This window comes from Tenacibaculum halocynthiae, assembly GCF_964512825.1.
GTDB classification, from domain to species: Bacteria; Bacteroidota; Bacteroidia; order Flavobacteriales; family Flavobacteriaceae; genus Polaribacter; species Polaribacter halocynthiae.
Map to the genome: position 1 here is coordinate 22,896 of NZ_CAZELG010000031.1, position 14,084 is coordinate 36,979.

General features: G+C 30.5%; 10 protein-coding genes. 4 read left to right on the forward strand and 6 right to left on the reverse strand.

All coding sequences use genetic code 11. The annotated features are described in order from the left end of the window. Positions 1–130: 130 nt before the first annotated feature. The 6 genes from ACKTTQ_RS11890 to ACKTTQ_RS11915 all read right to left on the reverse strand — a co-directional run bounded on the left by ACKTTQ_RS11890 (position 131) and on the right by ACKTTQ_RS11915 (position 7,898). Positions 131–1,294 (reverse strand): sigma-54-dependent transcriptional regulator, encoded by a 1,164-nt coding sequence (locus ACKTTQ_RS11890; protein WP_093869094.1) that lies wholly within the window; start codon positions 1,292–1,294, stop codon positions 131–133. Then, on the reverse strand, positions 1,272–1,901 hold the full coding sequence (locus ACKTTQ_RS11895; protein ID WP_143032750.1) for a hypothetical protein: 630 nt from the start codon (positions 1,899–1,901) through the stop codon (positions 1,272–1,274). The genes ACKTTQ_RS11890 and ACKTTQ_RS11895 overlap by 23 nt, the downstream gene beginning before the upstream one ends. A 6-nt stretch (positions 1,902–1,907) precedes the next feature. Continuing rightward, positions 1,908–2,732: a mechanosensitive ion channel family protein gene (locus ACKTTQ_RS11900; protein ID WP_233487189.1), complete on the reverse strand. Its 825-nt coding sequence runs from the start codon at positions 2,730–2,732 to the stop codon at positions 1,908–1,910. A 93-nt stretch (positions 2,733–2,825) separates the two neighbouring features. After that, positions 2,826–4,151, reverse strand: coding sequence for an ABC transporter permease (locus tag ACKTTQ_RS11905; protein ID WP_113787758.1), 1,326 nt, complete (start codon positions 4,149–4,151; stop codon positions 2,826–2,828). 3 nt (positions 4,152–4,154) lie between these two features. Beyond that, positions 4,155–5,084 carry an ABC transporter ATP-binding protein gene (locus tag ACKTTQ_RS11910; protein WP_113787757.1) on the reverse strand — a complete coding sequence of 310 codons (930 nt, stop codon included), beginning with the start codon at positions 5,082–5,084 and terminating at the stop codon, positions 4,155–4,157. Positions 5,085–5,264: 180 nt separating this feature from the next. Further along, positions 5,265–7,898 (reverse strand): leucine-rich repeat domain-containing protein, encoded by a 2,634-nt coding sequence (locus ACKTTQ_RS11915; RefSeq protein ID WP_408049316.1) that lies wholly within the window; start codon positions 7,896–7,898, stop codon positions 5,265–5,267. A gap of 191 nt (positions 7,899–8,089) precedes the next feature. On the opposite strand from ACKTTQ_RS11915, the gene ACKTTQ_RS11920 reads away from it, so the two are divergent. Genes ACKTTQ_RS11920 through ACKTTQ_RS11935 form a run of 4 tightly spaced genes read left to right on the forward strand, consistent with a single transcriptional unit; the run spans position 8,090 to position 13,976 of the window. Beyond that, complete coding sequence (locus tag ACKTTQ_RS11920) at positions 8,090–8,551, forward strand: MarR family winged helix-turn-helix transcriptional regulator (protein ID WP_408049317.1); 462 nt, start codon at positions 8,090–8,092, stop codon at positions 8,549–8,551. 12 nt (positions 8,552–8,563) lie between these two features. Then, complete coding sequence (locus tag ACKTTQ_RS11925) at positions 8,564–10,969, forward strand: 3-hydroxyacyl-CoA dehydrogenase/enoyl-CoA hydratase family protein (protein WP_408049318.1); 2,406 nt, start codon at positions 8,564–8,566, stop codon at positions 10,967–10,969. A 5-nt stretch (positions 10,970–10,974) separates the two neighbouring features. Continuing rightward, on the forward strand, positions 10,975–12,165 hold the full coding sequence (locus tag ACKTTQ_RS11930; RefSeq protein ID WP_093869102.1) for an acetyl-CoA C-acyltransferase: 1,191 nt from the start codon (positions 10,975–10,977) through the stop codon (positions 12,163–12,165). Positions 12,166–12,179: 14 nt separating this feature from the next. Next, the gene (locus ACKTTQ_RS11935) at positions 12,180–13,976 is read left to right on the forward strand and encodes an acyl-CoA dehydrogenase family protein (protein ID WP_113787754.1); all 1,797 of its coding nucleotides are present in this window, start codon (positions 12,180–12,182) and stop codon (positions 13,974–13,976) included. The last annotated feature ends 108 nt before the right edge of the window (positions 13,977–14,084 follow it).

Here is a 14,084-nt window from a genome sequence, read left to right on the forward strand (position 1 = left end):
TGATTAATATTTATTTTTTACAAGTACAAATATACCACCGAAAAAAAGTTTGTAATAAAAAAGTTGATGCTAATTTTTTATTTTAACATCAACTTTATTTATAGTTTAACTTTTAAAGTATAAGGTTTGATTATTTACTAGCGAACATATTTACATCATTTCCTGAAACTTCTTTTTCACCAAGTATAATTAAACGCTCAACTACATTTCGTAATTCACGTATATTTCCTGTCCAATCATATTCTTGTAATAACTTTATTGCTGCTGCAGAAAAACCTTTTTTAGGAGTTCCTTGTTCTTTTGAAATTTTATCAGTGAAAAAGTTAATCAATAATGGAATATCTTCTCTTCTATCATTTAAAGCAGGTACTTTAATTAAAATTACTGCTAAACGATGGTATAAATCTTCTCTAAATCGCCCTTCAGCAATTTCTTTCTTTAAATCTTTATTTGTTGCTGCTACAACGCGAACATTTACTTTTATATCTTTATCAGATCCTACTCGTTGAATACGATTTTCTTGCAAAGCTCTTAATACCTTTGCTTGCGCTGATAAACTCATATCTCCTATTTCATCTAAGAAAATAGTACCTCCATTTGCAGCTTCAAACTTACCAGCTCTATCTTTATTAGCTCCTGTAAAACTCCCTTTAACATGCCCAAATAATTCACTTTCTATTAACTCAGAAGGTATCGCAGCACAGTTAACTTCAATCATTGGAGCTTTTAATCTATCTGATTTCTCATGTAACCAGTGAGCTACTAACTCTTTTCCAGTTCCATTAGGTCCAGTTATTAAAACACGGGCGTCAGTTGCAGCTACTTTTTCTATGATATCTTTTATATGAGTAATTGCATCACTTTCACCAACCATCTCATAGCTTTTACTAACTTTCTTTTTTAATCGTTTGTTTTCTACAACCAATTCTTTTCTGTCAAGTGCATTACGAACCGTATTTAACAAACGATTTAAATCTGGTGGCTTTGAAATATAATCAAAAGCACCTAATCGCATTGTATTTACCGCTGTATCTAAATCTCCATGCCCAGAAATCATAACCATTGGTATTTCTGGCTTTATTTTTTTAGCTTTTTCTAACACCTCAACACCATCCATCTTAGGCATTTTAATATCACATAATACTAAATCATAATCTTTATCTTTAATCATTTCTATTCCTGCCAATCCATCTTCAGCTTCTTCAACCTTATAAGCATCATTTTCTTCAGAAATAATTTTTTTCAATACTCTACGAATTGCTGCTTCGTCCTCAATTATTAATATTTTTGACATCTTCCGTTAGATTTTTATTCAACTTACTTATTATTAGATCTTCTCTATTTTTAAATGTATCTTCTTCGTACTTTATAAAAATAAATTTATCATTTTTCTTTTTAAAACGAATCAAAGACTGTTCCTTTATTATTTCAAAACTTAAAAAATCTTCCCATAGATAATCTTCAAAATAACTTCTTCCCTTTACAATTCCTTTATCCGTTAAATAAACCTCATAATTACTTTCAAATAAACCTCTTATTACCAAAGACATAAGCAACCCATAAAAAAAACCTGAATTTCCATTTTCACCTAGAAAAAAGTAGGCGAATTCTGTATTTAAATCAAAGTTAAATTTTGAAACATATACAACATAAACTATAAAACTTATTAAAATTAAAAAAGAAGCAATGTATTGATTTAAAAAGAATTCTCTCTCCCCTAATTTAACCAACCTTCTTTTATTTTTATAAAATTTTATTACTTCAAGTACTTTCAAAACTATCAGAAATACTAGTAAAGGAATAAAGAAAATTATAGCATTTTCTATTTCCCAAATACAAAACATAATGAATAGAGCTGAGGTTATATAGAATAAAAACCTTAATACATTTCTTTTTTTCATTAAACCCTACTCTTTAACAACATGTACATCTCTTTGTGGAAATGGTATAGATATATTATGTTCTCTAAATAATTGATCTATTTTAAAACGAATATCACTTTGCGGTATAGAAGCCATAAAGCTATCATTTAAAGTAAACACTAACTTGAAATCTAACGAATTATCTCCAAAATTCATAAACAAAACTAGAGGTTCAGGGTTGTTTAATATATTTGGATGTTCATTAGCGGCTCTTAGTAATAGTTTTTTAACCAACTCTAAATCGCTACCATAAGCAACTCCTACCTCAACACTTTCTCTTGTGGTTGTTCCATTCTGTGTCCAATTATATAAACTACTCGTTAAATACTTATGATTTGGTATAATTAACACCTTATTATCAATAGTTACCGCTCTTGTTGTTCGTAATTTTATTTCTTCGACTCTACCTATTTTATCATCTAATTCAATAATATCACCAACATGTACACTTTGGTCTACAATTATAAAAATACCAGAAATTATATCCTGAAAAAAAGTTTGTAAAGCCAAACCTACACCAATTAACAAGGCTGCAGAAGCTGCAAATATTGCTGTTACATTTACACCGGATGTACTAAGAGTTGTAAGAAAAATAGTTATGTATAATAGCCAACTAACAAAAGAAAAAACAGTGTCAAATTTATTTTTATCATCTTGCTCAAGCCTTTTTACTACTAGCTTTTTAAAAAGTTTTAAAAGTATAGAGGCAATTACCAGTACAAGTATTAAGACTAAAATAGCTTTAACACTTATGCTTATTTCTTTACTAAATTTAAACGAATAGTTAAGTATATTATTAAGTTCTTTCACATGAATAAAATTATGGTAAATATTTTATTTTACACAAAAAAAAAGCAGTTATCTTTTACAATAACTACTTTTAATTTTAACTATTAGAATATATTATCCGTTATAACGAATCCATTTCCATAAATCTTTATAACTAGGTTTTTTACCATACATTAAAATACCTACTCTATAAATTTTAGCTGCTAACCATACCATTACCATAAAAGTTACTACTAATAATATCATAGAAATTGCTATTTCCCACCAAGCTACACCAAAGGGTATACGCATTAACATTACAATAGGTGATGTAAAAGGTATGTATGAAAACAGAACAGATATTGGCCCATGTGGATCATTAATTACAGTAAAAAAACCAACATAAATCCCCAACATTAAAGGCAGCATAATTGGCATCATAAACTGTTGTGTATCTGTTTCATTATCAACTGCTGCACCTACAGCTGCGAACAATGAACTATACAACATATATCCTCCCAAGAAATAGAAAATAAATAAGCAGAAAATTTTAAACAAAGGAAGATTCAATACTTCCTTTATAATTTGTTCAAGTTTACCTCCACTTGCAGCCTCTTTCATTGCATCCATTTGTTCAGTAGAAACTTTTGAGGTTTGCATTTCCATCATATCAACTCCTAATAAAGATGACGCAACAACACTTATTATAAGCATAATAACTCCCCAAATAAAGAATTGCAGCAATCCTGCTGACGCATTACCTATAATTTTACCTAACATTAACTGAAAAGGCTTTACTGAAGAAACTATTATTTCAATAATTCTACTTGTTTTTTCTTCAATTACACTTCTCATTACTGAGGTTCCATATATCATTACAAACATAAAGAGTAAATACCCAGCAGCTCCTCCAGCAATAATACTTGCTAAATTTTTCGCCTTTGAAGATTCCTCTCCAGAGAAATTAAACATCTTAATATTAGAAGAAATTTTAGACGCTTTTATTTTAGCTAAATCAATACCAAAATTATTAAGTTTTAAATTTCGAAAACGTGTTTCTATCTTTCTTTCTATATTACCTAGAACAGACATCCCTGGAGAATCTTTAGAATAAAATTCTATCGATTTAGCTAACACTTCTATACTATCTAATTTAGGTATATATAAAGCTCCGTAATAATCTCCCCCTTCCACTTTCTTTTTCGTTTCCTCAAGTCCTAATTTTGTAAAATCTTGATACTTAATAGTTTTTGAATCTTTAAATATATCTTTAGAAAACAATCCAGATTCATCAACATATACTATGTTTTTAACCTTTTCATCGTTTTTTTTCATCAAGAAAAAAACCAATGCTCCCATACCTACCATTAACAACGGACTTAAAAAAGTCATCATTAAAAATGATTTATTCCTAACTTTAGCAATAAACTCGCGTTCAATAATTAATCTTAACCTGCTCATCGTTTAACTGTTTTTATTTATTGCTTCAATGAAAATATCATTGGCACTTGGAATTAGTTCTACAAAATGTTGTACTTGCCCTTGAGTTGTTAAAAATGACAATAAATCATTTGCCGTATTACCTTCAGTTAATTTTACATTTAACTTTAATCCGTCATTTAGTGACCTAAAATCAGCTGGTAAAACTTTAAATTTCTCTTTTAATATAGCTTCTACTTCCTTAGTATTTGTAGTATTTAAACCAACTTGAAAAGTATTTGTTCTAAACTCCCTTTTAACATCATCTAACTTTCCATCTAAAATTTTATTAGACTTATCAATTAAAGCGATATAGTCACACATCTCTTCAACACTTTCCATACGATGTGTAGAAAAAATAATAGTAGCTCCTTCATCTCGAAGTTGTAAAATTTCTTTAGCTATTAACTGAGCATTAATTGGATCAAAACCTGAAAAAGGCTCATCAAAAATCAATAATTTTGGTTGATGCAATACAGTAACAATAAATTGTACTTTTTGAGCCATTCCTTTTGACAACTCTTCTATTTTCTTTCCCCACCAAGCCCCAATATCAAACTTATCAAACCAATATTTAAGACGTTTTTTTGCTTCTGTTTTAGACAATCCTTTCAATTGAGCTAAATATAATGCTTGTTCGCCTACCTTCATGCTTTTATACAACCCTCTTTCCTCTGGTAAGTAACCAATATATTCAACATGATGAGGAGCTAAAGCTTCTCCATCTAAAAGTATTTTACCACTATCTGGCATTGTTATCTGGTTAACAATTCTGATTAACGAAGTTTTTCCTGCTCCGTTAGGACCAAGCAACCCAAATACACTTCCTTTAGGAACATGTATTGACACATCATTTAATGCAGTATAATCCCCATAGCGTTTTACCACATTATTAATTTCTAGTAAATTATTCATTGATTTTTTGGTTAATTAATAGCTGTCTTAATAGCAAGCTTTAACAAACTTACATATTTTTTATATTTAATTAGTATGCTCTAATCTTCAATTGTTACATCAAAGCATAAAAAAATAGCTACAGTTTTTAAATTAACTTTAAAAACTGTAGCTATTTTAAGAATATCCAAAGAGGTAACTTTACTCTTTAATTAAACGTTTAATTATAAAATCATTTTCTAAAAATATCTTCACTGAATATATACCAGACTTTAAATTAGAAATATCTATTCCTTTCTTTATATTTATTTCCCCTCTTAAAACTCTACCTGAAAAATCTAAAATTTCTATTTTTGAAACAGTATTTTCTTCACTATTTATATGCAACATGCTTTTTGCTGGATTAGGATACATACTAATTTCTTTAAAAGCTTTTGATAGCATTGGAGCAACAATTGGCACAGTAGAACAAAGTGTACTATAATTTGTTTGAGAATCTTTATTGGTCCAAGAACTTGTACTGTGTGCTACATCATCTACTTGAACACAGGTTAAATCTGGGTTATTTCTAATATCAAAAGAAGCTATAGATAAATTTTGCCCGTTAGCAACATTTAAATTTTTTAAAGCACCATTTTTACTATTAAAATATCTTAAATTTGGATTATTAGACACATCTAAATCACCTATTAAATTATTACCACAATAAAAAATATCTAACGCTAAATTGTTAGAAACATCTAAGCTTGTTAGTTGATTTAATTTACAATTTAAATATTTTAAACTTGCGTTTGTAGTGACATTTAAACTTGTCAATTGATTCTGATTACAGTATAAGTTTACTAAACCAGTATTGTTGGTAACATCAATAGTTGTTAATTGATTTTGACTACAATTAAATATTCTAAGCCCTAAATTATTTGAAACATCTATAGTCGTTAATGCATTAGATCTGCAGTTTAAATATCTTAAATTTGTGTTCACTGAAACATCTAAACTTGTTAATTGATTTTGACTACAATCTAACCTTGTTAATGCTGTAAAAGCTTCAATACCTGTTAAATTAGCAATACTTTTGTTTGAACAATTTATTATACCTGTAAAGGCAACTGCTTCACTACATTCTATTTCAGTATTTCCATTAGTATTAATCAAATTATTATTTACTAAATATGATTTAAAATTAACATCAGGAATATTTACAGTACAAACACTATTACAATTAGCACTATAACTTGTCTGTGAATCTTTAAATGTCCAGTTTGTTGTGCTATAAGCTGGGTTATCAACTTGTACACATAGTAAGTTTGGATTATTCGTTATTCTAAAGTCTAACATGTTTTGATTAAACCCATTTGTTACATTTAAAGCTGTTAGCTGATTATTTGTAGCTCTAACAGCAATTAAATCTATATTCTGAGTCAAATCAAGGCTTGCTACCTGATTATAACTACACTCTAAAGATTTTAATTTACTATTGTTAGAAATGTCAAGAGTAGTTATTTGATTATTTTGACATGATACATATTTTAAATCTACATTACTATTAATATTCAAACCTGTCAATTGATTAAAGCCGCATTCCAAATAACTTAAAGCTAGGTTCTGAGTTAAATCAATAGTTGCCAATGAATTTCTCTTACAATTTAATTCTACTAAGTTAACATTATTAGTAAAATCTATAGTAGTTAATTGATTACTCTCACAATTTATAACTGTCAAATTTGTGTTTTGAGTAACATTCAAATTTGTTAATTGATTACTTTCACAAAACAACTCTGTTAAATGAATATTTTGAGAAAGATCCAAACTAGTTAATTGATTCGCATTACAATATAGTTTTGTTACATTAACAAAAGCTTCTATCCCAGTTAAATCTGCAATCTGTTTCCCTTGACAGTATATTACTCCAGTAAAAGCTGTTGCCTCACTACATTGGATCTCTGTATCTCCATTAGTATTAATTAAACTGTTATTTACTAAATATGATTTAAAGTTAGCGTCTGGAATTGTTACATCACACACAGAAGTATTACAATTTATGCCATAGTTTGTATGCGCATCTTTTACTCTCCAATTAGCAATACTGTAGGCAGGATCATCAACAGTAACACACAACAAATCTGGATTATTACGCATTCCTAAATACCTAATTACTCTATTATTACCATTAGCAATATTAAAATTGGTTAAATGATTATCATTAACAGCAACGTTAGATAATTTGCTATTATTTACAAAATTCAAACTAGTTAAGTTATTCTCATAACAGTGTAAATCTCGAAGTTCTAAATTATTAGAAACATCTAAACTTGTTAATTGATTATTAAAACACGACAATTTTTTTAACCCTATGTTTCTAGAAATATCTAAACTTATTAACTGATTATCTTCACAAAAAATGGTTCTAAGAGACAAGTTATTACCTAAAGTCAAACTTGTTAATTGATTTCTACCACAAATTAAAGTTAACAAACTTGTATTATAGGTCACATTTATATCTGTTAACTGATTATTAAAACACCATAAATGCTTTAATCTTAAGTTACGAGACACATCTATACTAGTTATCTGATTATCGTTACAATGCAAACCTTTTAAATTTACAAAAGCTTCAATCCCAGTTAAATCAGTTATCCCTAAGTTAGTTGCATAAATAGACCCCCAATAGTTACTTGCCTCACTTACTTGTATTTCATTATCTCCATTCCTATTGATACTTGTATTATTTACTAAATAGTTTTTAAAATTAGCATCTGGAATGTTTACATTTTGTGCGCTAACACTAAAAAACGTAGTTATTAGAATAAATAGCGTAAAAGTATTTTTCATCATTTTCTTTTTTGTTTAAAATATCACACAAAAATGAACTACTTCCATAGTATTCTTCCTAATATGTTTCCCAAATCACTATTTTACTTTCCCTATGATTTTATGATTTTCTATCAAAAAAAATACTATGCACGCATAATTTTTTTACAATTTACTATGCATGCATAATATTTTTTTTATATATTTGACCCAGTATGGAAAAAAACAAATCAATAGATCATCAATTAAGAGCTACATGGCAAGCAGTTGCTAAAATGTATAATGAGCAAGCTGCAAAACATAATAGCACTATGGCTACAGCTTTTGTTCTACTTAATATTGATTTTGAAGATGGAACTCCCTCTACCGCGCTGGGACCACTAATGGGTATGGAACCTACAAGTCTTTCTCGTTTATTAAAAACAATGGAAGATAAAAAAATGATTTTCAGGAAAAAAAACCCAAACGACGGAAGAAGTGTTATTATTAAACTAACTGATTACGGTAAAGAAATGCGTGAAGTATCTAAAGGGCACGTATATCAATTTAATAATGAAGTAAGAAAACATATTACTGATGAAGAACTAGAAAACTTCTTTAAAGTAACAAGAACTATAAATCAACTTATTACAGACAAATTGATTTATGGTGATGATATAAATAAAAAAGCTGTATAAAACATTAAACTAATGACAAGAAGAATTAAAAAAGTAGCGATTATAGGTTCTGGAATTATGGGATCTGGTATTGCATGTCATTTTGCTAATATTGGCGTTGAAGTATTATTATTAGATATAGTTCCTCGTGAACTTAATGACAAAGAAAAAGCAAAAGGATTGACTTTAGAAGACAAAGCTGTACGTAACCGTTTGGTTAACGATGCACTAACCGCTTCTTTAAAATCAAAACCATCTCCTATTTACAGTAAAAAATTTGCAGATAGAATTACCACTGGTAATATTGATGACGATTTACATAAAATTAAAGATGTAGATTGGATAATGGAGGTTGTTGTTGAACGCTTAGACATAAAACAAAGTGTTTTTGAACAAGTTGAAAAACACCGTACTCCTGGTACTATTATCTCTTCAAATACTTCAGGAATTCCTATCAAGTTTATGAATGAAGGAAGAAGTGAAGATTTTCAAAAACATTTTGCAGTAACTCACTTTTTTAATCCTCCTCGTTATTTAAAATTATTTGAAGTTGTTCCTGGCCCTCAATGTAAACAAGAAGTTACTGACTTCTTAATGGATTATGGTTCTAAGTTTTTAGGAAAAACTTCTGTTTTAGCTAAAGATACCCCAGCTTTTATAGGAAATAGAATTGGAATTTTCGGAATTCAATCTTTATTTCATCAAGTAAAAGAATTAGGATTAACTATTGAAGAAGTTGATAAATTAACTGGTCCTGTAATTGGCCGCCCAAAATCGGCTACTTTTAGAACTGTTGATGTTGTAGGCCTTGATACCTTAGTACATGTTGCTAATGGTATTTATGAAAACTGCCCAAATGATGAAGCTCATGATTTATTTAAGCTTCCTGATTTCATCAACACCATGATGGAAAACAAATGGTTAGGTAGTAAAACTAAACAAGGTTTCTATAAAAAATCAGTGAATGCTGAAGGTAAAAAGGAAATTTTATCATTAGACTTAGACACGATGGAATATCGTTCTAAAAAACGTGCAAAGTTTGCTACTTTAGAATTAACAAAAACCATTGACAAACCAATTGATCGTTTTAAAGTATTAGTTGGAGGAAAAGATAAAGCGGGTGAATTTTACCGTAAGAATTTCGCAGCTATGTTTGCGTATGTTCAAAATAGAATTCCAGAGATATCTGATGAATTATACAAAATTGACGATGCCATGAAAGCTGGTTTCGGATGGGAAAATGGACCTTTCGAAATTTGGGATGCTGTAGGAGTAGAAAAAGGTATCGAATTAATGAAAGCTGAAGGTAAAGAGCCTGCTGCTTGGGTTGTTGAAATGTTAGCAAAAGGTTCATCTTCTTTCTATTCAGTTAAAGAAGGAGCAACTTATTACTATGATGTAACTGCAAAAGTTCAAACTAAAAAGCCTGGTCAAGATTCATTTATCATCTTAGATAATATTCGTAAAACAAATGAGGTATTTAAAAACTCAGGAGTAGTTATTGAAGATATAGGAAATGGTATTTTAAATTGTGAATTCCAATCTAAAATGAACACTATAGGTGGAGATGTTTTAGCTGGATTAAACAAAGCAATTGATTTAGCAGAAAAAGACTTTCAAGGATTAGTAGTTGGTAATCAAGCGGCAAACTTCTCAGTAGGTGCTAACATAGGAATGATTTTTATGATGGCAGTTGAGCAAGAGTATGATGAATTAAATATGGCTATTAAGTATTTCCAAGATACTATGATGCGTATGCGTTATTCATCAATCCCAACAATTTCTGCACCTCATGGTATGGCTTTAGGTGGTGGATGTGAATTATCATTACATGCTGATAAAGTAGTTGCTGCTGCTGAAACATACATGGGATTAGTTGAGTTTGGAGTTGGAGTTATCCCTGGTGGAGGTGGTTCTAAAGAGATGGCTTTAAGAGCATCAGACACTTTCCGTACAGGAGATGTACAATTAAATGTACTTCAAGAATATTTCTTAACTATAGGTATGGCAAAAGTATCAACTTCAGCTTATGAAGCTTTTGACTTAGGCTTATTACAAAAAGGAAAAGATGTTGTTGTTGTAAATAAAGAACGTCAAATTGCACAAGCTAAAAAGCATGCTGTTTTATTAGCAGAAGCTGGTTATACACAACCCGTAAAACGTGAAGATGTTTTAGTATTAGGTAAACAAGCTTTAGGTGCATTTATGGTTGCTACCGATTCAATGCAAGCTAGTAAGTTTATCTCTGAGCATGACCAAAAAATTGCCAATAAGTTAGCTTATGTAATGGCAGGTGGAGATTTATCAGAACCAACAAAAGTTTCTGAACAATATTTATTAAACATAGAGCGTGAAGCGTTCTTAAGTTTATGTACAGAGCGCAAAACATTAGAGCGTATTCAGCACATGTTAAAAACTGGTAAACCATTAAGAAACTAAGAAAAATGAAAACAGCATATATAGTAAAAGGATATAGAACCGCCGTAGGAAAATCTAAAAGAGGTGCGTTCAGATTTAAAAGAGCTGATGAATTAGCTGCTGAAACTATCGAATATATGATGGAGCAGTTACCTGAGTTCGATAAAAAACGTATTGATGATGTAATTGTTGGTAATGCAATGCCAGAAGGTTCTCAAGGTTTAAATATGGCTCGTTTAATTTCTTTAATGGGTTTAAAAATTGAAGACGTTCCAGGTGTTACCGTTAATCGTTTTTGTTCTTCAGGATTAGAAACTATTGGTATGGCAGTTGCAAAAATTCAATCAGGAATGGCTGATTGTGTGATTGCTGGTGGAGCAGAAAGTATGAGTTCTGTACCAATGACAGGGTTTAAACCAGAATTAAATTATGATACAGTAGCTGCTGGTCATGCTGATTATTATTGGGGAATGGGTAATACTGCTGAAGAAGTTGCACAGAAATACAATATCTCACGTAAAGATCAAGATGAATTTGCTTTAAACTCACATTTAAAAGCATTAAAAGCTCAAGAAGAAAATCGTTTTCAAGACCAAATTGTTCCTATAGAAGTTGAAGAAACTTATATAGATGCTAAAGGTAAAAGAGCAACAAGAAAATATACAGTAACTAAAGACGAAGGACCTCGTAAAGGTTCAAACATTGCTGGTTTAGAGCGTTTACGTCCAGTATTTGCTACTAATGGTAGTGTTACTGCTGGTAACTCTTCTCAAACTAGTGATGGTGCTGCTTTTGTAATGGTAATGAGCGAAGAAATGGTTAAGGAATTAAACCTAAAACCAATTGCTCGTATGGTTAGTTATGCTGCCGCTGGGGTACCTCCTAGAATTATGGGAATTGGACCAGTTGCTGCTATTCCAAAAGCATTAAAACAAGCAGGATTAAAACAAGAAGATATTAGCTTAATTGAATTAAATGAAGCATTTGCTTCTCAATCATTAGCTGTAATTCGTGAATTAGGATTAAATGCAGACATCATTAATGTAAATGGTGGTGCAATTGCATTAGGACATCCTTTAGGTTGTACTGGAGCTAAATTATCAGTTCAATTATTTGATGAAATGCGTAAGCGTAACATGCAAGGAAAATACGGAATGGTAACTATGTGCGTAGGAACTGGACAAGGTGCAGCAGGTATTTTTGAATTCTTAAACTAAAAAAACAAAACAAAATGTCAGATTTATTAAGAGGTGGGCAATTCCTAGTAAAAGAAACTAATTGCGAAGATATATTTACTCCTGAAGATTTTTCTGAGGAGCAGAGAATGATGAAAGAGGCCGTTATGGAATTTAACGATCGTGAAATCATTCCACATAAAACTCGTTTCGAGGCTAAAGATTATGCTTTAACAGAAGAAACTATGCGTAAAGCTGGTGAATTAGGTTTCTTAGGAGTATCTGTTCCTGAAGCCTACGGAGGGTTAGGAATGGGCTTTGTTTCTACAATGCTTACTTGTGACTATATTTCTAGTGGAACTGGATCTTTTAGTACTGCTTTTGGTGCGCATACTGGTATTGGTACTATGCCTATTACCTTATACGGTACTGAAGAACAAAAACAAAAATTTGTTCCTGCTTTAGCAATGGGTGAGCGTTTTGGTGCTTACTGTTTAACGGAGCCTGGTGCTGGATCAGATGCAAACTCTGGAAAAACCACTGCTGAATTAACAGAAGATGGTAAAAACTATAAAATTAACGGTCAAAAAATGTGGATTTCAAATGCAGGTTTTGCTGAAATTTTTATCGTTTTTGCTCGTATTGGTGATGATAAAAACATTACTGGTTTTATATTAGAATATGATAAAAACAATCCTAATGGTGTTACATTAGGTGAAGAAGAGCATAAATTAGGTATTCGTGCTTCTTCAACACGTCAAGTATTTTTTAATGATACTTTAGTACCAGTTGAAAACATGTTATCTGTTCGTGGTGGTGGATTTAAAATTGCCATGAATGCATTAAATGTAGGACGTATTAAATTAGCTGCTGCTTGTTTAGATTCTCAACGTAGAATCATTACTGAAGGTGTAAAATACGCTAACGAACGTAAGCAATTTAAAACTCCTATTTCTGAATTTGGAGCTATCAAATCTAAGTTAGCTGAAATGGCTACTAATGCATATGTTGGTGAATCTGCATCATACAGAGCTGCTAAAAACATTGAAGATAGAATTACTATTCGTGAATCAGAAGGAAATACTCATCAAGAAGCTGAATTAAAAGGTGTTGAAGAGTATGCTATAGAATGTTCTATTTTAAAAGTTGCTGTTTCTGAAGACGTACAAAATTGTGCTGATGAAGGAATTCAAATTTTTGGAGGTATGGGATTCTCAGAAGAAACTCCTATGGAGTCTGCTTGGAGAGATGCTCGTATTGCTCGTATTTATGAAGGAACTAATGAAATTAACAGATTACTTTCTGTTGGAATGTTAGTTAAAAAAGCAATGAAAGGTCATGTAGATTTATTAAATCCTGCTATGGCTGTTGGTGAAGAACTATTAGGTATTCCTTCTTTTGATACCCCTGATTATTCTGAATTATTTGCTGAAGAGAAAGAGATCATTGGTAAATTAAAGAAAGTATTCTTAATGGTTGCTGGTGCTGCTATCCAAAAATTTGGACCAGAATTAGAGCAACATCAACAATTATTAACAGCTGCTTCAAATATTTTAATTGAAACATACATGGCAGAATCAGCTATTTTGAGAACTGAGAAAAACGTGAAACGTTCTGGTGAAGCTTCTCAAAAAGAACAAATTGCTATGACTCAATTATATTTATACAATGCTGTTGACATTATTACTAAAAATGCTAAAGAAGGAATCATTTCTTTTGCTGAAGGTGATGAGCAGCGCATGATGTTAATGGGATTAAAGCGTTTTACAAAATATGCTAACTACCCTAATATCGTTGAATTACGTAATACAATCGCAGAGAAATTAAAAGCAGAAAATAAATACTGCTTCTAAAAATATTTACTCGAAAGAGTATAAAAACCTTCTTTAACTTTCATAGGTTTTAGAATTTAGTTGTTTGTTTAAAAGATCGTTAAATTAGTTTTTGACGGTCTTTTTTCT